The sequence below is a fragment of the Christiangramia forsetii KT0803 genome (assembly GCF_000060345.1).
Taxonomy (GTDB): Bacteria; Bacteroidota; Bacteroidia; order Flavobacteriales; family Flavobacteriaceae; genus Christiangramia; species Christiangramia forsetii.
On sequence record NC_008571.1, the window covers coordinates 2,950,774 to 2,971,521 of the forward strand.

At 37.0% G+C, this 20,748-nt stretch carries 14 protein-coding genes; 8 read left to right on the plus strand and 6 right to left on the minus strand.

The genetic code is table 11. From position 1 onward, the window contains the following. The first annotated feature begins 2 nt into the window (after nucleotides 1-2). The 7 genes from GFO_RS13415 to rlmB all read left to right on the plus strand — a co-directional run bounded on the left by GFO_RS13415 (nucleotide 3) and on the right by rlmB (nucleotide 13,836). A complete protein-coding gene (locus GFO_RS13415) occupies nucleotides 3-1,652 on the plus strand; it encodes a RagB/SusD family nutrient uptake outer membrane protein (RefSeq protein ID WP_011710700.1) in 1,650 nt (549 codons plus the stop codon). Between the two features lie 619 nt (nucleotides 1,653-2,271). Further along, nucleotides 2,272-5,490: a SusC/RagA family TonB-linked outer membrane protein gene (locus tag GFO_RS13420; RefSeq protein ID WP_011710701.1), complete on the plus strand. Its 3,219-nt coding sequence runs from the start codon at nucleotides 2,272-2,274 to the stop codon at nucleotides 5,488-5,490. Nucleotides 5,491-5,501: 11 nt separating this feature from the next. After that, entirely contained in the window at nucleotides 5,502-6,923 is a 1,422-nt protein-coding gene (locus tag GFO_RS13425) for a SusD/RagB family nutrient-binding outer membrane lipoprotein (RefSeq protein WP_041250140.1), read from the plus strand. A gap of 38 nt (nucleotides 6,924-6,961) precedes the next feature. Further along, a complete protein-coding gene (locus tag GFO_RS13430; protein ID WP_011710703.1) occupies nucleotides 6,962-8,101 on the plus strand; it encodes a hypothetical protein in 1,140 nt (379 codons plus the stop codon). Between the two features lie 321 nt (nucleotides 8,102-8,422). After that, nucleotides 8,423-11,602 (plus strand): SusC/RagA family TonB-linked outer membrane protein, encoded by a 3,180-nt coding sequence (locus GFO_RS13435; RefSeq protein WP_011710705.1) that lies wholly within the window; start codon nucleotides 8,423-8,425, stop codon nucleotides 11,600-11,602. Nucleotides 11,603-11,614: 12 nt separating this feature from the next. Next, a complete protein-coding gene (locus GFO_RS13440) occupies nucleotides 11,615-12,994 on the plus strand; it encodes a SusD/RagB family nutrient-binding outer membrane lipoprotein (RefSeq protein ID WP_011710706.1) in 1,380 nt (459 codons plus the stop codon). 104 nt (nucleotides 12,995-13,098) lie between these two features. Further along, a complete protein-coding gene (gene rlmB, locus GFO_RS13445; protein WP_011710707.1) occupies nucleotides 13,099-13,836 on the plus strand; it encodes a 23S rRNA (guanosine(2251)-2'-O)-methyltransferase RlmB in 738 nt (245 codons plus the stop codon). Here rlmB and GFO_RS13450 read toward each other — a convergent pair. Then, nucleotides 13,833-14,567, minus strand: coding sequence for a rhomboid family intramembrane serine protease (locus tag GFO_RS13450; RefSeq protein ID WP_011710708.1), 735 nt, complete (start codon nucleotides 14,565-14,567; stop codon nucleotides 13,833-13,835). The genes rlmB and GFO_RS13450 overlap by 4 nt on opposite strands. Before the next feature lie 78 nt (nucleotides 14,568-14,645). Between GFO_RS13450 and GFO_RS13455 the strand changes: the two genes are divergently transcribed. Continuing rightward, nucleotides 14,646-15,920, plus strand: a complete 1,275-nt coding sequence (locus GFO_RS13455) for a replication-associated recombination protein A (protein WP_011710709.1) — start codon at nucleotides 14,646-14,648, stop codon at nucleotides 15,918-15,920. On the opposite strand, the gene GFO_RS17370 is transcribed toward GFO_RS13455, so the two are convergent. The 5 genes from GFO_RS17370 to GFO_RS13480 are packed head-to-tail and all read right to left on the minus strand — an operon-like array spanning nucleotide 15,917 to nucleotide 20,739. Then, nucleotides 15,917-16,771: a hypothetical protein gene (locus tag GFO_RS17370; protein WP_011710710.1), complete on the minus strand. Its 855-nt coding sequence runs from the start codon at nucleotides 16,769-16,771 to the stop codon at nucleotides 15,917-15,919. The two genes, GFO_RS13455 and GFO_RS17370, sit on opposite strands and share 4 nt — an antisense overlap. Beyond that, nucleotides 16,768-18,177, minus strand: coding sequence for a DUF5723 family protein (locus tag GFO_RS13465; protein WP_011710711.1), 1,410 nt, complete (start codon nucleotides 18,175-18,177; stop codon nucleotides 16,768-16,770). The genes GFO_RS17370 and GFO_RS13465 overlap by 4 nt, the downstream gene beginning before the upstream one ends. A gap of 1 nt (nucleotide 18,178) precedes the next feature. Continuing rightward, nucleotides 18,179-18,730 carry a hypothetical protein gene (locus GFO_RS13470; RefSeq protein ID WP_011710712.1) on the minus strand — a complete coding sequence of 184 codons (552 nt, stop codon included), beginning with the start codon at nucleotides 18,728-18,730 and terminating at the stop codon, nucleotides 18,179-18,181. Nucleotides 18,731-18,773: 43 nt separating this feature from the next. After that, a complete protein-coding gene (locus tag GFO_RS13475; protein WP_011710713.1) occupies nucleotides 18,774-19,463 on the minus strand; it encodes a YjjG family noncanonical pyrimidine nucleotidase in 690 nt (229 codons plus the stop codon). Then, complete coding sequence (locus tag GFO_RS13480) at nucleotides 19,450-20,739, minus strand: polysaccharide deacetylase family protein (protein ID WP_011710714.1); 1,290 nt, start codon at nucleotides 20,737-20,739, stop codon at nucleotides 19,450-19,452. Before GFO_RS13480 ends, GFO_RS13475 begins: the two co-directional genes overlap by 14 nt. Nucleotides 20,740-20,748: the final 9 nt, after the last annotated feature.

The window sequence follows — 20,748 nt, forward strand, 5'->3', positions numbered from 1 at the left end:
CTATGTCATATAAAATAAAATATCTCTTATTGATATTTCTTTCGATGTCAATAACCTCTTGCGAGGAGGAATTTCTAGAAAGAAGACCCACAGATGCCATTTCGGCAACAGATGCCTTGGCAAATGAAGATAATATGCAGCTCATATTAGACGGGATACACCGTGGTCTATACTCCCAGTCCCAGACTGTTTTTCCAGGCGGTGATACTGGCAGAGCTAATAACCACTATTGGGTACCGCTGGGTGATAATTTAGCGGGTGACCTCATTCATTCTGCAAATGCGAACAATTTATCCTGGCGTTCTGCCATGCAATGGAATGAGCACACACAGCCCACTTCCTTAACAACAGAAATATTTTGGTATCACCGCTACAATATTATTCTACATGCAAATTTGTTAATTAATGAAATAGAAAGTGGAACATTAACTGAAACAGCGAGACTTAAACATATCCTGGGCCAGGCGTACACTTATAGAGCATATGCATATTTATCTTTAGTGCAGCATTATGGAAGAGGTTATTTAATCGGTGACCCGGCTTCTGACCCTGGGGTTCCAATATTATTCTCATCTGAAACACCATTTACAAGTCAACCAAGATCTACTGTACAGGAAGTTTATACTCAGATTGGGTCAGATTTAGATGCAGCGATCAGCTCGTTTGAAGGTAGCGAGCCTCCAGGGGTTGGAGGTGCTGCAGCAAAAGCACAGTTAAGTGTTGATGTAGCTCAAGGTTTAAAAGCACGTTGGGCACTTTCCAAAGGAGACTGGGCTACAGCAGCAGAAGCCGCTGCGAAAGCAAGAGAAGGCTACGCATTATTAGGTGAAGATGAATGGAAATCAGGTTTTAATTCTAATGAACTTTCAGAAGTAATCTGGGGGAGCAATGTGATTGCTGCCGAAACAACCTTCTTTAGATCTTATTTCTACTTAGCCAGCAACACATTTAATGGTAGCCAGGTTAGAAACAATCCGAAAATAGCAGATCGCAGGATGGTGGATGCTATTCCAGAATCAGACTACAGAAAAGATGTCTTTTTACCGGACGCACCAAATTCAAATACTTCTGCCGCGAATGGTAATGGAGGATGGGAAAATAATACAAACCCATTGTACGAAACAGAGGAGGAATTTGATGCTGCGGTAGCTGAAATTAAAAGCACATATGGCTTAACATCCGGGCATAATACTCATCCATATATGCATTTTAAATTGAAAAATGCAAATCCTGGAAGTATAGATCCAGATGATGTTATATATATGAGAGCTTCAGAAATGTATTTGATCGAAGCAGAAGCAAAATTAATGATGGGAGATCTTGCTGGCGCTAAAGAAGCTTTGAAGCCTTTAGCTGAAGCAAGGGACGAGGAATGGAGTGCTGATGAATTCAATACTGAAGAAAGTTTCTTCGAACATATAAAGTTTCAATGGCGACTGGAAATGTGGGGAGAAGGCTTTGGGTATACCAACCACATTAGATGGGATGAAGGTATAGACCATGGTGCCAATGGAGGTTCTGGAGCATCTGAAGTTCTTTATCAGGATGCTTTTCAAATGGACAAACCATCCACAAATGATGATTGGATTTTTAAAATTCCTCAGGCAGAAATTAACGCCAATCCAAATTTAAGTCCATCAGACCAGAATTAACTATAAAATTATATTTTTGAATTACCCAAAAAGTCTCCAACTTACTAAAAGTCTGGAGACTTTTCTATTTTAAAAGACTTGTAAAATTTAAACAAAGTAAATACTCACAAACCACATTGCCCTCTTCCTTCTCAAAATCAACAATAAAAAGAGGATAAACTTTATTATTTTAATTAAATCCCACCAGCCCTCCAAATTGAACCTGGCATATTACTCTATTTTCATATTTTGTGGCTAAATTAAATTTTTCTCCTATTTATCCCGTGCATAAGATTTCAGTTTCACTGGTCAAAATATTTCGTTCGAAATAATTTTTAAACATTCTCTAAGAAATAAATTGGATACACCTTCATTTGCTAATTTTTAGAAAAAAAATCACCAAATAAAACTTTTTATTACTACAATTTCTATTAATAAACAAAACTCATAGAAATAATTGGTTTTTTTTGTGAAATAGTAAATATTAAAGTAACAATAGAGTCATTTGTTAAAAAAATTATACTATTAAACTGATTATCAAATACATGTATTTCTAACAAAAAATTAACGTGCGATTAAGTTTGTATTAACCTTTAATTCTGCTCATTTTTGGGGTTGGCTAATTCAAATAAATTTAAAAATGAAAGCAAAATTTAGTAGTATTTTAACGCTATTACTGGCGTTTGTTGTGCAAATAACCTTTGCACAAGAGCAAACGATTACCGGTATGGTAACCGATTCTGATGGGTTACCGTTGCCTGGTGTAAACGTGCTCGTAAAAGGAACCTCAACAGGTGTTCAAACAGACTTTGACGGAAACTATTCCATTAATGCCAATGTTGGCGATGTTTTGGCGTTTTCTTTCGTTGGTCTTAAAACTGCAGAATATACTGTTGCAAACAACACTGAAATTGATGTAGTACTGGAAGCAGACGCAGCGCAATTAGATGAAGTGGTGGTTACCGCTCTGGGAATTAAAAGAGAAAAGAAATCATTGGGGTATGCTACACAATCTGTAGAAGGCTCTGAAGTTTCTGATGTTCCTACTACAAACTTTATGAACTCACTTTCTGGTAAGGTGGCTGGTTTAAATATTAAATCTTCAGGTACGCCAGGCGGATCTTCTAATATTGTAATTAGGGGAAACTCCTCTTTAACTGGTAATAACCAGGCTCTTTTTGTTGTAGATGGAACACCTATTAGTAACAGTAACTCTAACACATCCGATCAGACTAGAGGTAGGGGTGGTTATGATTATGGTAATGCCGCAATGGACATCAACCCAAATGACATCGCTTCTATTAACGTATTAAAAGGTGCAGCTGCATCAGCATTGTATGGAGCAAGAGCCGCAAATGGTGTGGTAATTATTGAGACTAAAAAAGGGAGTAAAGGTAAAGGAATTGGTATTTCTATTAACTCTACCGTTACTACAACCCATGTAGATGATACTACTTTACCAGTTTATCAAGATCAATATGGAGCTGGGTATGGGCAATATTACCCTTCAGATGATGGTTATTTTCTTCTGTATGATATAGATGGTGACGGTAATCTTGATGAAACTACTCCTTTTACGGAAGATGCTTCTTTTGGTGCACCATTTGATCCTAATAGATTGATATATCAATGGAATTCAATATACCCACAATTAGAGGGAACTTTTCAGCAGGCGCAACCATGGACTGCAGGTGCCACTACTCCAAGTTCTATCTGGAACATGGGGGTTACAACAATAAACTCTGTTGCATTAGATGGTGGGACAGATAAAAGTTCATTTAGAGTAAGTGGGACTCATTTAGATCAAAAAGGTGCGTTACCTAACAGTTCTATCAAAAGAAATACTTTAAAATTTAGCGGGACACATGACTTTAATGATAAATTTAGTGCTGCCGCCAATATTACCTATACTAGGACAGATGGTAAAGGACGTTATGGTACAGGTTATGATGCAGAAAACGTGATGCAGTCTGCTAGACAATGGTGGCAGAGAAACGTAGATTTTCAAGAACAAAGAGATGCCTATTTTGCAACCGGAGAAAATATTACCTGGAACCCGAATGGACCAGATAATTTATCTCCGATCTATTTTGACAATCCATATTTTACAAGATATGAGAATTTTCAAACAGATAATAGAAATAGATATTTTGGTAACGTTAACTTGACATATGAGATTAACGATGTATTTAGTGTATTAAGCCGTTTTACTTTTGATACTTTTGAAGAGTTGAGAGAAGAGAGAAGAAATGTTGGAAGTACCGGAGTTTCTGGTTATTCTAGAATCAATAATCGTGATTCAGAATTTAATTATGACCTAATCCTTAATTTTAATACAGATATTGCTGACGGCTTGAATCTTGATGGTAACTTAGGTATGAATTTGAGAAGAAACTATCGAGAATTTATAGATGCTTCAACCAATGGTGGTTTAAACGCTCCAGGATTCTACGCACTAAGCAACAGTGCTTCTGCACTTCAGCCACCTAACGAATACGAAGCAACCAGAATGCTAGATGGTTTTTATGCTCGTGCAAGCTTAGGATATTTAGACACTTATTTTGTAGATGCTACTATAAGAAGAGACCGTTCTTCTACGCTTCCTAAAGAAAACAATACTTTTTATTATCCTTCAATTTCAGGAAACGTAATTGTATCAAACCTTTTGGATGCTAATTGGCTTAACTTTGCTAAACTTAGAGCAAATTATGCTGAAGTTGGTAACGATACAGATCCATATCGTGTTTTTAATACTTATACAATTAGTACTCCATTTGCAGGGAATGGGATTGCTTCAAATAATTCACAGTTAGCAAACATAAACCTAAAACCGGAACGTACTAAATCATATGAGGTTGGTATCGAAACCAATATTTTAGATCGAAGAATTGGTATTGATGCTTCCTATTATAATATTCAAACAGAAGATCAAATTACACCAGTACCGGTTTCAAATGCTACAGGTTTCAACACTGTATTATTAAATGCAGGGACGATTGAAAATAAAGGACTTGAAGTATCTTTAACATTAAACCCTGTTAGAACGGAAGATTTCAACTGGAATATCACTGCCAACTGGGCAAAGAATGAGAGTGAAGTAATTGAACTACGTGAAGGAATCGAAAACCTGGAATTAGCTTCTCTACAAGGTGGTGTTTCTATAAATGCTACTCCTGGAGTTGCTTATGGCGCCATAAGAGGTACAGATTATGTATATGATGATGCAGGAAACCGCGTTGTAAACTCTAGAGGTTACTATCAAGTGACTTCTAATAGCAACAACATTATTGGAAATATCCAGCCAGACTGGACAGGAGGTATTCAAAACAGCTTACAGTATAAAGATTTCACATTAAGTTTCCTTATAGATATGCAGAAAGGTGGAGATATTTTCTCCCTTGATACTTGGTACGGTTTCGCAACTGGACTATATGACCAGACTGTTGGAACCAACGATCTAGGAAATCCAATGAGAAATCCACTATCACAGGGTGGAGGTATAATTCTTCCAGGTGTTACTGCAGATGGACAACCAAACAATACAAGGGTAGATTTTTCTAATTTTGGGAATCCTTATGGTTATGCCAGAGATGCAAATAAAGGTCATGTATATGATGCAGGTTTTGTAAAATTGAGAGAAGCTAGTCTAACTTATAATTTCAGCGAAAACTTAATAGACCAATTACCTCTTACCAACGCCTCCCTTTCAATTATAGGAAGGAACCTTTGGATCATAGACAAAAATGTTCCTTACAGTGATCCTGAAGCAGGATTAAGTTCAGGTAACATTCAGGGATACCAATCAGGGGCATATCCAAACTTCAGAGAGATTGGTGCAAGCGTGAAACTTAACTTTTAAAAAAAATGATTATGAAAAAATATATAATAGCACTCCTTGCTCTAGTGACCTTATGGTCTTGCCAGAGTGATGAAGATTATGAGGATCTAAATAGGGATCCTAAAAACCCTACGCAGGTATCAGAAGCCTTTTTATTTACTTCTGCAACCGTTAGCCTAGGTGATCAACTAGCCACTCCTAATGTAAATTTAAATGTATTTAGATTTTTGGCACAATACCTTTCGACAACTACATATTTGGATGAACCTAATTATAATTTGACGAATCGTAATATTCCACAGAATCATTGGTCTGAAATTTACAGGGATGTAATTTTTGATCTTCAAAATGCCAAGACAAATATTATGAATAATGCAGATTTATCTGAAACTGAAAAGTCTGCGCGTATTGGACAGGCTGAAGTTTTAGAAGTATATGCATGGCATGTATTGGTAGATTCCTTTGGTGATATTCCTTATACCGAAGCGCTGGATGCACAACAATTTCCACTTCCTGCTTATGATGACGCTTCAACAATTTATGGAGACCTAATTTCAAGGTTAGATTCTACCACTGCTGATCTTGAAGCCGGACAAGGTTTCACATCTGCAGATGTGATTTATGGTGGAAATATGGATAAATGGGTTAAATTTGCAAACTCTTTAAAACTAAGACTTGCAATGAGACTCTCAGATGTTAATCCATCACTTTCACAGAGTGCCGCAGAATCTGCAATTTCTGGAGGTATATTCACTTCAAATGATGATAGCGCATTAATCGCCTATCAAGGATCATTCCCTAACACTAATCCACTATGGGAGGATCTTGTGCAAAGTGGAAGATCTGATTATCTAGCTGCAAATACTATTGTGGATTATTTAAATGATCTTAATGATCCTAGAAGAATGTATTATTTTGATGATAATTTGAGTGGTGGTTATGTTGGAGGTATCTATGGAGGAAGTAATTCTTTTCCATTTTTTACCCATATAGGAGAAGATTTTAGAGATCCAACACATCCGGGAATCTTTCTTGATTATGCTGAAGTAGAATTTTATTTAACTGAAGCTGTACAAGATGGTTACTCTGCACCAGGATCTGCTGAATCTCATTATAACGCTGCAATTACTGCATCTATAATGTATGCAGGTGGTACTCAAGCAGATGTTGATAGTTATCTTTCTCAATCCTCGGTAGCCTACGACGGTACAGAATACAGATTAGGATTCCAGTTCTGGATTGCGATGTATGATAATCCATTTCAAGGATGGTCTGTTTGGAGAAAATATGATGCTCCAGAGCTTAATGTAGCTGCAGATTCAGGAAGACCTGTTCCACTAAGATATACTTATCCAGTAAACGAACAGAACCTTAATCCAACCAGCTATGAAGCCGCATCTTCCGCAATTGGTGGAGACGATCAGCAAACCCCAATTTTCTGGGACGTTGAATAATTGCTTTTTAACTGTGAATAAATTATAAAATATAGAAAATGAAAAAATATTTAAAACTTGCAAGCTTAAGCGTACTCATCGCCGTAGGTTTGACATCATGTGAAGCTGATGATGATGGATATCGTGACGATCCTACTGAGATAGGAGGTTATGCTACTTTATCTGACAGATCTATTTCCCGTTTCGACAGAAACTCTGATCTTAACATCAACTTTTTCGCCACTGAAGCTGTAAGCGTGGAAAGTGTGGAGATTATCCAGGGCGGATCAGTGGTTGGAAACGCAACTGTATCCGGGGAAACAGCTACTTTTAATACATCAATCTTAGGGGATTTTACATTTCCAGATGATGACGGAGTGGATCAACAAACCGGATCTTATCCTATTAGAATAAGAACAACTTATTCCAATGGTGAAGTTTCTGAAGATCCCTTTACTGTAGGCGTAGAAAAAGTAATCTCTTTAGGTGATAATGCCACAGAGACTACTATGGACAGTTTATCTGCTGTGACTTTAAACTATGAAGTTTCTACATTCTCTGCTAACGTAGATGATGTTATGTTAGAATTAAAAAGAAACAGTGATGGAACTTTTATAGACAGCGACGTAGATGTAGCTACAGACGGAGGTTCTGTAATGCTAAGCGAAACCAACTTTGCTGATTTAAATCTTGGAGTTAACGATACTCTTTTTTATAAATTAACAGCTACAAGTGGCAACTTAACTGATATAACGAGCGGACAGGTTGCTATTACTCCTAAAGCTTTTACTAATTCAAATTCTGTTACATTATCAGATGATCTTACCATGAACCAGCTTGATCTGGCTACAGGTGCTATCTCGGGTGATGGTGAGGACAACGGAGCAGATATTCGTTTTCTTGACCCTACAGGATTTGAAGTTATTGATGGCTCAGATGTATCTTTTGTAAAACTCGATGAGGATTTTGATGCCGATGTATTAACTGCAAGAGCAGCTTATGAAGATGGAGATACTATAACTTCTGCAACAGACCTTGAAAATGGAGACATATTTGTTTATAAGGATACTAGAGATGTTGAAGATGAAGATGGTAATATAGAAACTCAAAACTTCTACGGTATATTTAGAATAGGAAGTGTTAGTGTAGTTGATGGTAATGCAGTTAGCTTTGACATTGATTACTCTGATGGATTTTAAGAAAAGTCATTCTTAGATTTTATTTCAAAACCACCCCTAACCGGGTGGTTTTTTTATATAAATATTTGCTTACCTAGCATTTAATATATCTTCATTAATTCATCCTAAAGAATATTATTTCAGAATTAATAGATAGGAAAACTGCTGAACTGAAAGAAAATTATTAAGAATATAAAATATTGATGTTTTCAATTTACTCATCAGTGATTCGTGCAAATGATTTAAAATTATTTAGTTTACAGCAATTTTTAACATATATTTTATTGATCATTAACATATTTATAGCATTTTTGATGCTGGCTAATTCAAACAAATTTAAAAATGAAAGCAAAATTTAGTAGTATTTTAACGCTATTACTGGCGTTTGTGGTGCAAATTACCTTTGCGCAGCAACAAACGATCACCGGTACGGTTACAGACGAGGATGGTCTGCCTCTGCCTGGAGTAAACGTTTTAATTAAAGGTACCAATACGGGTACTCAAACAGATTTCGACGGTAATTACTCTATTGGAGCAGAGCAGGGTGATATCCTTTCTTTCTCTTTTGTGGGATTACAAACCTCAGAGGTCACCGTTGGATCTTCCAACCAAATTAATGTCACCATGCAGGGAGATGCAGCTCAACTTGATGAAGTTGTAGTTACTGCTCTTGGAGTTCGAGCGACACCGCGGTCTGTTACTTATGCAGTAGAAGGTGTAACAGCTGAAGAAATTGAAAATACCGGGGAAACCAACCTGGTAAATTCGCTTTCCTCTAAAGCAGCTGGTGTAAATGTAGTAAGTGCATCTGGTTCTGTTGGGGCTTCTTCCAACATAAGGATTAGAGGGAACACTTCCATTAACAGATCAAACAGCCCATTATTTATTGTAGATGGGGTGCCAATTGACAACTCGAGTTCAGGAAATGGTGTTGGGGATGTAGACCAATCGAACAGAGCGATCGATATTAACCAGAATGATATTGCTTCTATCGATATTTTAAAAGGTACTGCCGCTCAAACACTTTATGGGTTGAGAGCTGCTAATGGAGTTGTGATAATCACCACCAAAAAAGGTCAGTCCGGAGCACCTACCGTAAATGTTTCTTCCACTATCCAGTTTAGTGAAGTAAATCAACTTCCAGATTTACAACAAGAATATGCCCAGGGAAGACCTGTAGAAGGGCAACCTACATATAGAGGCCCTGAAACTGGCGAAGGTTTTAGCTGGGGACCAAGGATATCTTCTTTGGAATATGATGGGGACACTTCTTACCCTTACAGCAGATTTGGAAGACTTGTACCTGAAGGGGAAGGTAATGGGATGCCTGCGATGGCATTTGATAAATCAGATTTTTTCGTGACTGGTGTGTTGAATGAACAAAACGTATCCGTTAGGGGAGGTTCTGAAAAAGTTAAATATTATATCTCCGGAGGCAAGCTAAATCAAACTGGTGTTGCTCCGAAAGAAGAATTTGATAGAAGATCTTTTAGAGGTGATATAAGTGCATCTCTTACAGATAATTTTGAAGTTTCTGCCAGTGGTAACTATATTAATTCAGGGGGGCGTCGTGTTCAAAGAGGATCTAATGTTTCCGGTATTATGCTTGGGCTTTTAAGAGCCACCCCTTCGTTTGATAATGGTAATGGTCTTGATGGTAGAGATGCTGCTAATACTCCTAGTAGCTACGAATTACCTGATGGCAGGCAACGAAGCTACAGAGGCGGGATTTATGACAACCCATACTGGACCGTAGCTAAGAATCCTTCATTCGACGATGTAAAACGTTTTATTGGTAGATTATCTTTTGAATATAAGCCTTTCGATTGGGCAACTGTTCAAGGTACTTATGGATATGATCAGTATTCTGATGTGAGAAAACAGGGTGTTGATATTAATAGTGCTGGGAACCCTCAGGGTCAGGTTTATGATTCAAACATTTTTAGTGAAGATATCAATACGCAATTACTGGTACTTTTTAATAAGAATATTTCTGAAAATATAACCTTCAATAGTATTCTTGGATATGATGGATTTAGAACAGAAAGTTTATTACGCGATGTTTTAGGAAATGGATTAACCATTCCCGGTTTCTTCAATGTTTCAAATACTGCCAGCCAAGCTACTTCAGAAAGTTTATTGAATAGAAGAAATCTAGACGCCTTTCTTTCAGAGGTGAAATTTGGGATCAATGAAACCCTATTTATTAATGGTGCCTTTAGAAATGACTGGTCTTCTACCCTTCCGGAGGATGACAACAGCTTTGTATCTTATAGCGCAGGGGTTTCTTTTGTATTCACTGAACTATTGAATAGTGGCTTTATGAATTACGGAAAACTTAGAGGTTCATATGGTAAAACTGGTAACGATGCACCAGCTTTTGGTACATTAACCTATTATAACGCAGCAACAACTGGAGGAGATGGGTTTATTGATGCAAATCAGTTTCCGATCTTTTCTACGGTAGCCTTTGAAAGATCAGCACAACAGGGTAATCCAAATATTCGTCCAGAGGTAACTAAAGAATTCGAGGTAGGTGCGGAATTTAGATTTTGGGATTCCAGAATTAAGTTAGACGTCACTTATTACGATAAAGAAACAACCGATCAAATTATACCTGTTGACCAACCGGCTGTTACCGGATTTACTTCGCGAATTGTTAATGCTGGAGTAATTTCTAACAAGGGTTGGGAAGCTCTTTTAGGTATTAAGCCAATCCAGACAGAAAATTTCACATGGGATATTGACGCCAACTTTTCAACTTATGAAAATATTGTAGAAGAGTTAGCTGAGAACGTAGAGTCTATTACCCTCGCTGGATTTACATCAACTTCGTCCAGGGTTATCGCTGGTGAACCTTACGGAGCCATTTTTGGATCTAGGTTTGACAGAAATGAAAATGGAGAAGTACTAATAGGTGATAATGGTTTCCCTTTGGTAAATCCGGAAGACGGTGTTATAGGAGATCCTACACCAGATTTTAATATTGGTGTAAGAAATACCTTTTCATATAAGAACTTTTCATTATCTGCTTTGCTAGATATACGTGAAGGTGGCGATGTATGGTGTGGTACTTGTGGGATTATAGATTACTTTGGTACTTCCCAAAAAACAGCCGAGCAACGTGAAATTACAGATTTCGTGTTCGATGGAGTAAATGCGAATACTGGAGAAACAAACACTCAAGAGGTAGCATTGGCCAATCCTGAAAACGGACTTGGTTCATATCGATGGGTACGTTACGGTTTTGGTGGAGTTTCAGAAGACTATATTTATGACTCTTCATGGGTTAGGTTAAGAGAAGCTTCTCTAACCTATAGATTACCATCGGTTCTTTTAGACAATTCATTCCTTACAGGTGGTTCCTTAACTGCGTCTGCAAGAAATCTCTTTGTTATCACAGATTATCCGGGAATTGATCCTGAAACAAACTTAACCGGAGCTTCCAACGGAGTTGGCCTGGATTACTTTAACCAGCCAAACACTAAAAGTTATGCACTAACGGTCAAACTTAATTTTTAATTAAAGTACAATATGAAATATTATAAATTAACAGCAGTATTTTTCACGGTCTTATTCAGTATGTCACTACTGGTTTCCTGTGAATATGACGACGTAAACCAGGATCCTACAAGACCTGGTGGAGAAAGCGTTCCACTGGTAGCTATTGTTCCAGCTATGCAAACACAAACTCACAGAAATATTGGCGCCGTCTTAGGCCGATATGGTGGGATTATAATGCAGCAATGGCAGGGATTTGACGCGCAGCAGTTACAATATACATCTTATGTAATCGGAGAGAATGACACCAACAACCCATGGGATTTTGGACTATACACAGGTTCTATGAGAGATGCTGCCGATATTATTGAAAGAGCAACCGCTACGGAGGCTCCCAATACCAGAGGTTTAGCAAAAATCTATATGGCTATTAATTTAGGTGTCGCTACGAATGTATGGGGTGATGTTCCTTATTCCGAAGCATTTATGGGAGAGGAAAATTTAACTCCTAAGTATGACGATCAGGAGGAACTTTACGGAGTTTTACAAACTTTACTTTCTGAAGCTATCACCGATCTGGAAGCTGAAGATCCGGCAGGAATTCAGGGTGACCTGATTGGTGGAAGTAATGATCAATGGATCGCTACAGCCCATGCACTAAAAGCTCGTTTTTATATTCAGCAAACCAGTGTTAAAAGTGATGCTGCCCAACAGGCACTAACAGAAGCTCAAATGGCTATGGAAAGTAATGGTGGACAGCTTGACTTCATGTGGGAAAATACCCAAAATGGTGGGCACCCACTTGCCTTATTTGGGTTTCAAAGACCAAACACCATGATCATCGGTGATTTCTTTGCAGATCTAATGATGGAAGACCCTCGTATGGATTTATATATGACTCCAGATGAAGGTGATCTATTTTTATATTTCGATGCTTCTAATCCAAATCTATTTTGGGCAAAATTAGATAGCCCTTCTCCAGTAATTAGCTACTCTGAGTTGAAATTTATCGAAGCAGAAGCTCTCGAAAGAACGGGTGGAGACGGTAGTGAAGCTTTAGAAGAAGCAATTCGAGCAAATTTAGCATATTTAGGTGTTTCTGCTGGAGATACAGAAGACTATATAGGCAGCGTAGGAGATGCAAGTATCGAAACCATTATTATTGAAAAATACAAAGCAATGTATGGTCAGGCTCCAATCCAGGTTTGGAATGATTATAGAAGAACGGGCTTTCCTGATATTACTCCAGATCCAAACGGTGAAAATGGAAATGATCCCTCTGGAATAATACCAAGAAGACTATTATATCCAATCTCTGAAAGACAATCTAATCCAGATGCCTATCAAGCAGCTATAGATGCCCAGGGTGGTCACTTGTTGGATGATGATATTTGGGTATTTCCAAGAAATTAAGTAGGGTTTAATTGACAGTAATAGAAAAAACCACCCCTAACCGGGTGGTTTTTTTATTCTCTAAAATTAAACTTCAGGATTATTATAAATATTAACTTTGCGGTATGGAAGAAACAACTAGGATTTTTGGAATTAGAACTGTTATTGAAGCTATAGATAGCAAGAAAGACATCGAAAAGGTGTTTATTCAAAAAGACCTTTCCGGACCTTTATTTAAGGAATTGAACCGAAACCTTAAAGAAGGTAATTACAATATTTCTTATGTCCCTGTTGAAAAGCTAAACAAACTTAGCAAAAATGGAAATCATCAGGGTGTTGTAGCGAATATTTCTCCTATCGGTTTCGTGAGCCTCGAAAAGTTAGTCGAAGATTCGCAAAAATCTTCCACTACCCCATTATTTGTTTTGTTAGACGGAATAACCGACGTTAGAAATTTTGGTGCAATTATTAGAACTGCAGAATGCTGTGGTGTTACCGGGATTATTATTCAGGAAAAAGGATCTGCTCCTATTAATGCCGATACGGTAAAAACTTCAGCTGGAGCAGTATTTAATATTCCTATTTGTAAAGTAAACCATATCAAAGATGCTGTTTTTCATCTTCAGACTTATGATATTAAACTCATTGCGGCTACTGAAAAAACCGATGATGTTATTTTCGATATAGACCTAAAACAACCAATTGCTATTATCATGGGTGATGAAGCTAAAGGTATTTCAAATTCCATATTAAAATCTGTAGATTACAAAGCTAAACTTCCAATGCTAGGGAGTATAGCTTCCTTGAATGTTTCTGTCGCCTGTGGGGCATTTTTGTATGAGGCGGTGAGACAACGAATCTAATCTTTTTCTGGATTTTCTTTATAGATATAATTATATTGACTCTCTTCATCCTCCTCTTCTTCTATTGGTAAATTTTCGATGAAATTTCCGTTTTCATCAAAATGTCTCATAAAGAGATCATCTTCTTCAGAATAATCGGGCTGTTGCCAGGAATATTTCGGTGGTTCGGGAATATTCTTTCTGAAAACTAGAGAGAGTGCAAATCCACTTAGAAGACCTGACAGATGACCTTCCCAGGAGATAGATGGATCTATTGGTGTTACATACCAGACTAATCCGCCATAGATAAAAACAACAATCAATGACAAGGCAACCAGCCTGTAATGTTTTGAAAAAACACCTTTAAAGAAAAGGAATCCAGCAAGTAAATAGATAATCCCACTGGCGCCAATATGATTTGCAGGCCTACCAATTAACCATGTAAGCAACCCGGTTGAAAGAAGACCAATGAGAAGCACCTTCCAGCTTATAGGCCTGTAGAAATAGAAAAGTGCCAGAGATAATATAAATATCGGAATGGTGTTATTAAAAAGGTGCTTTATATCTGAATGAATGAAAGGTGAAAATATAATTCCGCGTAAACCCACAATTTCTCCAGGTCTAACACCATAAGAATTAAATTTAACTCCAAACCGAACTTCTATCCAGAAAACTATCCAGATGAGAAGTACAAATAAAAGCGGATATGCTATGGTCCCGCTCGTAAAAACAAAAGGTGAGGAAGTTTTCAAATTTTCTCCAATTTTAATTAATATTACAAAAAACCATCCAAACTAGAATGGATGTAATACTGTCACATTTTTATTGCTATGAATCAACCACTGGCCGAAAGACTCCGCCCAAAAACACTCGAAGATTATTTGAGTCAGCAACATCTTATTGGAAAAAATGGTGCTCTTAAACAACAAATTCAGCAGGGAATAATTCCGTCTATGATCTTTTGGGGCCCACCGGGTGTTGGAAAAACTACGCTGGCCAATATCATAGCAACAGAGTCCGGGAGACCATTCTTCACCTTAAGTGCAATTAGCAGTGGCGTAAAAGATGTACGCGAAGTAATTGAAAAAGCTAAAAAGAGTGAAGGTCTGTTTACGACAAAAAGTCCTATTCTATTTATAGATGAAATACACCGTTTTAGCAAATCTCAACAAGATTCTCTTCTAGGAGCTGTTGAAAAAGGATGGGTGACTCTCATAGGTGCGACAACCGAAAATCCGAGTTTTGAAGTGATTTCGGCTTTATTATCCAGATGTCAGGTTTATATTCTAAAGCCATTCTCAAAAGAAGATCTAATTGCGTTACTACAAAGGGCTATTAAAGAGGATAAAAGCATCGCTTCAAAAAATGTAAAGCTGAAAGAAACTGAAGCTTTACTTAGATTAAGTGGCGGAGATGCCAGAAAACTACTTAATATTTTTGAACTTCTGGTAACCTCAGCAGAAAAGAATGTAGAAATCACCAATGATCTGGTGCTATCAAAAGTTCAGCAAAACACGGTATTATATGATAAGACCGGTGAACAACATTATGATATTATTTCTGCCTTTATAAAATCTATCAGGGGAAGTGATCCCAATGCGGCTGTTTACTGGCTCGCCAGAATGATAGAAGGTGGTGAGGATGTAAAGTTTATAGCGCGTAGATTATTGATCCTGGCCAGTGAAGATATTGGAAATGCAAACCCCACTGCCCTGGTAATTGCAAATAATTCTTTTCAAGCTGTAAATACCATTGGTTATCCTGAAGCAAGAATCATTCTTAGCCAGTGTGTTACTTATCTTGCAACTTCTCCTAAAAGTAATGCCGCTTATAAGGCAATTAATGAGGCTCAAAGCCTGGTTAAAAAAACCGGTAACCTCTCTGTGCCATTAGCAATTAGAAATGCTCCTACAAAGCTTATGAAAGATATTGGCTATGGGAAAGACTATAAGTATGCCCATAATCACGAAGGAAATTTTGTGGCAGCAGAATTTATGCCGGATGAAGTTAGAAATACTACTTTATACAAGCCCGGAAATAACCAGCGGGAAAATGCCCAGCGTGAATTTCTAAGAAAAAGATGGCAAAAGAAATATGGGTATTAATCGTTCAGCTCATAAGTTAGAACGACCATTTTATCTTCTTGTTTATTGAAATATTCAACTATAAGATTAGCATTTTTATCAAAATAAGCTACGCCCTGATTGGTCAATGAATTATAAATATAACTCTTCCCTCCACTAGTTTTAATCAAAATAGCTATTGGATCTGAAGAGTTCTCTTGAAATAATCCAAGTCCTTGCGGTGTTTCTTTCAGACTATAATTTTTTCCTGAATAACTATATTCTCCCTGTCCATTTTCTTTTTTCTCCACCTCAACTGCTACCTCAGGTTCTTCTTCTATAATCTCATCTTCTTCCGTTTCAACACTGTCTTTTACTGCGGACTTCTCTACTACCGGTTCTTTTACAGGAACCGGAGCAGCTGCCACCTCCTTTTCTGAAGATTCCCTGGCAATATTAGTATTTTCAACGTAGTTATAATCAACTTCTTCTACTGAACTGAATGCATCTCTCAAGGCTTCATGATAAGCTGTCTTAAAGTCCTTCTCGCGAGTTGTTCCTTCCCTGGTTTCAAAGACTACGTTATTTCCACAATCAATCAACTGAAGTGTGAGTTTAGTAACAAACAGGCTGGAGTTATTTACAACATTGGTATTTAACCCCAGGCAAGGATTATTTCTGAGATCCTCCGGTTTATCTTCAGTTTTCATGACCGTATTAAAACCATACTTTTCGAAAAGAAACTTAGTTAATGAATTCAATCTGTATTGATCAACTTCGTCAGTAAACTCAAAGCTTTCCGGAACAATAATATATTTATAATTATTCAAGTCCTGAGCCGAAGCCATAATTACAAATCCAAAAATAAATATGCCTGTAAGTAATGTTTTCATAAATCTTTAAATATAAATTGTAGCCCCAACTGTAGTGAAGCACTATTCGCTTTTGCCAAATTAGTATAACCCATTATATCATTCGCTGCAAGATAGATATTAAAATTCTTAAAACGAGAAGAAACCATCGCTCCAAGTTTTGTTAATGAAAATTCATCTACTGCATAAGCGAGACGAAATCTTAAATTATCGTTTACCTTTCTATCCCAATATGCAGTAACTCCATAAGTAGGGCCTTTAGGTCTATTAACTCCTGAAATAAGCATGCCAAACAGATTCATAAATCTGGGTCGCTTACTTATAAGATAATCACAGGGCAGAATAGACTTTCCTGTTCCAAATTCAAAAGAAGCGTTAAATTTTAAAGGACGCCAGGTAGTATATTCATTGGCTGTAGTCTCATCCCTGAGATTTGCATCTAGCCTCTCTTCAAAAACATCCCAATATGGAATGGCACTTTCGCTTCCATCGAGCTCAGGAAATAAAGGCTCCAATCCATTGGTTTGGAATGAACCAAAATAATTGCTGTTTTCAAGATCTTTCTGATGGAACATCAAACCAAGATCCTGAACAGATCCATTTATAGAAAACTGATCCGTTACTCTATAATTGAATCCAAGATCTATCCCAACTCCTACATTCTGACCTAAGAGTGACCTGCTCAAAAGATCTGCCACTGCGCCATCGACGGTAATACTATCTTTTACTTTCAAAGACGCATATCCTGAAGTATTTACAATAACATTTAACCCGTCTACTTCATGCCGATAAAAATTAGGGCCGTTTGGTGTTTGTACGGTTCTAAATACACCTTCATTGCCGGTGCTCTCAGCGTTGAATATTCCTGAATACAATTTCAATCTTCCACCAACCGTCAATTTTCTGTCTACTTTATAATTGAAACCGGCATGATATACGGCTAGTACCTCCCCGGTAAAACTAACATCTGAAAAATTAAAATCCTGGTTTATATAGTCTGCATTCCCTTCAAAAGCGAGAACTGCAGGATCCTTTGGGAAATAAGCAAAAACATCAAGCTCCTGATAAATACCTGCGGAAAAATAGCCTTTATTTCCTATCTTCCAGCCTAAAGACAGGATCTCCATTTGCTCATTAATAGAAAAGTAATCCCCCGCCGTGATAGTATTCATCACATTCCGGACTCTTTCATTCACATTCCCATTTTCATCAGAAAATATATCATGTGCTGTAACTCCCGTGGAGCCAGCAGATAAATGAAGCTGTGAAAAAAATGGGATTCCAAAATGCCTGGTAAAATCTATTCTAGCTCCGGGGTTTTGTAGTAGAGACTGCGGTAAATCATCAACATTGTATAGCAATGGCCTATTTTGACCAAAACTAAATGTTGAAATTAAAAGGAATAAGATTAGGACAATCTTCCGCATACTAAAATTCAAACTTGAAAAGACCTTTAGATGAAAAATCTAATTCACCTTCAATATCTTTTCCACCATCAATCATTTCCAGTTCTACCAGCATATTTATAGACCTCCTGACTTTTCCAATATCATTACCCGAAACTACGTGAATGGTATCAACAATCGTTGGTGAATCATTAGACCCTGGTGGAATATCGTAGTTTACAGAAAATTGCGTTCTGTCATTTTCAGATAAAAACCTGATACTACTTTTAATTAAATATGGAAACCTGTTTTCATGTCGAAACCTAAATTCAGCATGCATTAGACCATCCTGAGTATAATCATCATCCAAAAATTCCAATCTCACAGTATCTCTAATTACCGGAGTAAATGCATTTGTTTCTGAATCTTCAAAATCTGTCTCATTTATTGTATAAAATAAAAGATCAGCTTCAAGATCTGGTGCCAATTTAATATCCTGGGCCTGCTCAAAATCTACATCCTTGAAACAGGAGGTCATCAAAAAACTAAAAGCAGCTACAAGTAATGGTATTTTCTGAAGCTTATAATGAAACATGAATGGACTTTCTTTAGCAAACGAAATTACTTTTTCTTTAGTATTATAAATAATTTAGAAGTTCTTTTAACTTTTGAATTTTAGGATACTGATTATAAATTGATTGCGTCTTCGGGCTGAGATGAATTACGTGCATACCAAATTCATGAGCACCAATTATATCAGCTTCAAGATTATCACCAATCATTACCGAATTTGATGCCTGAGCCCCACTCTTTTTCAGTGCCTTTTCAAAAATAAGTGGATGTGGTTTTTTTACACCGGCATCTTCTGAAGTGGTTATAGTTTCAAAATAATCTAAAATAGCGGAATTCCGCATTTTCTTATGCTGAACCTCCTCAAAGCCATTGGTTATAATATGTAACTTATAATTCCGACTCAAATGATCCAGTATTTCAAGACTCCCCTCCAGTAAATGATTATTATTAGGAAGATATTCAATATAGTTATCAGCGATTATATTGATAGTTGTATCCTGGGCATCAAATTTTAAACTATCAAAACTATCTTTAAGTCTTCCATACCTCAATACTTCCTTTGTAACTGAATTGTTTCTGTAACGCTCCCAGTATTTGAAGTTTATCGGCATATAGACCTGAAGAAAATCATCTACATTCAATTCGATTTTTTGCTTTTCAAACACTTCCTTAAATGCTAATGCTGAATTACGGTCAAAGTCCCATAAAGTATGATCAAGATCAAAAAAAACGTGTTTTATATTAGTCAATTTCATGTATCTGCTTTAAAAGAGAATAGTGCAACTTATTATCGGCATAATCTGAAAAATCATGATTACTGAATACTGCTCTAAACGTACCCCGAACTTCCTTTACCTCCAACAACATTCGTGCAATATCTTCTCTCAATTTAGTTTTGGTCAATTTTTCAACGACATTAGAATGGAATGCATATGGATGAACGCGTAAAGGAGTTGTTATTTCCATATTTATATCATAAAATAAGTAAGGCGTACAGGTTCCAGCCCGAAACCCGGGATTATCAGGATACCCCATGGAGTGATCGTTATTAATCTCTAATTCTGAAAGGTTATTATATTGATCTGGTAGCCTTAAATTATATTGAGAATTCATAGCATGCTCAATCGGGCTATGAATAATCTCCTCTAATCTCAATTTTTCTTTCCGAAGGCTCTTAACTTCCTCCATTGCGTAATACCCCATTAATAATCCAACCTTAGCATAATCTGCAACAGATTTTATAACTGCCCGGTGTGGAATTCTATTATGGCTAATATTACGATCATGAATAGAAAAATCACTCAACTGAAACATAAAAAGCATATATATCTTATGCTCCTTAATTAAATCTATAAGATCTTCAAAAATATCAAGCGGATCATTCTTTACCCTGATCCAAACTTGAAGCCGATCCCCAACTTTACCCAGATTCAGTTTAAAAAGATCAAACCAAAGACCTATAAAGCTTCGCAAAAAACCTTTATTTTTAAAAATATAGGTATGATTGGATTCTATGATAGTTCCCACTTTGTATTTTCGATCTGAAAATTCCAGATTAGGAAAACGATCTAGAAGGATATCTCTAAATTTAAGAGCCCAGATGTCTACAACGGGCTTTTGTAAAAAACTCTCCTGATAAGCAAGACTTTCCGCCGCCGGAAATCTACCGTCTTCATCTTTTACATGCGGGAGATACTCCTCATACCGGCTCAATAAATAAAAAGAGGCCGCAAAAATATCAAATGGAAGGTCACTGGCTTCCGGCAAAGGAAAGAAACCAATAGTATCATCCCAAGGCTGTACTTTTATTTCCAGTTCTGAAAATCCCTGCTCCATTAAAAGATCTACTTTCTGAATAAAGAATTCGTTCCCCAGAGCTTGCCTTCCATAAGATAGTTTAGCGCCATCATGGGCAATAAATTCTTCGATTTTAGAAGTAAATTTAATGGGGATTCCCAAAACATGTGTGCAAATATGTTTGAATACATAAATGATCCTTGGGGTAACTTTTTGGGTGTAAATCAATAACATTAAAAGCTG

Coding starts and splice junctions, on each gene's coding strand:
- GFO_RS13415 (WP_011710700.1), top strand. CDS start 3: ATGTCATATAAAATAAAATATCTCTTATTGATATTTCTTTCGATGTCA.
- GFO_RS13420 (WP_011710701.1), top strand. CDS start 2,272: ATGAAAGCAAAATTTAGTAGTATTTTAACGCTATTACTGGCGTTTGTT.
- GFO_RS13425 (WP_041250140.1), top strand. CDS start 5,502: ATGAAAAAATATATAATAGCACTCCTTGCTCTAGTGACCTTATGGTCT.
- GFO_RS13430 (WP_011710703.1), top strand. CDS start 6,962: ATGAAAAAATATTTAAAACTTGCAAGCTTAAGCGTACTCATCGCCGTA.
- GFO_RS13435 (WP_011710705.1), top strand. CDS start 8,423: ATGAAAGCAAAATTTAGTAGTATTTTAACGCTATTACTGGCGTTTGTG.
- GFO_RS13440 (WP_011710706.1), top strand. CDS start 11,615: ATGAAATATTATAAATTAACAGCAGTATTTTTCACGGTCTTATTCAGT.
- rlmB (WP_011710707.1), top strand. CDS start 13,099: ATGGAAGAAACAACTAGGATTTTTGGAATTAGAACTGTTATTGAAGCT.
- GFO_RS13455 (WP_011710709.1), top strand. CDS start 14,646: ATGAATCAACCACTGGCCGAAAGACTCCGCCCAAAAACACTCGAAGAT.
- GFO_RS17370 (WP_011710710.1), bottom strand. CDS start 16,771: ATGAAAACATTACTTACAGGCATATTTATTTTTGGATTTGTAATTATG.
- GFO_RS13465 (WP_011710711.1), bottom strand. CDS start 18,177: ATGCGGAAGATTGTCCTAATCTTATTCCTTTTAATTTCAACATTTAGT.
- GFO_RS13470 (WP_011710712.1), bottom strand. CDS start 18,730: ATGTTTCATTATAAGCTTCAGAAAATACCATTACTTGTAGCTGCTTTT.
- GFO_RS13475 (WP_011710713.1), bottom strand. CDS start 19,463: ATGAAATTGACTAATATAAAACACGTTTTTTTTGATCTTGATCATACT.
- GFO_RS13480 (WP_011710714.1), bottom strand. CDS start 20,739: ATGTTATTGATTTACACCCAAAAAGTTACCCCAAGGATCATTTATGTA.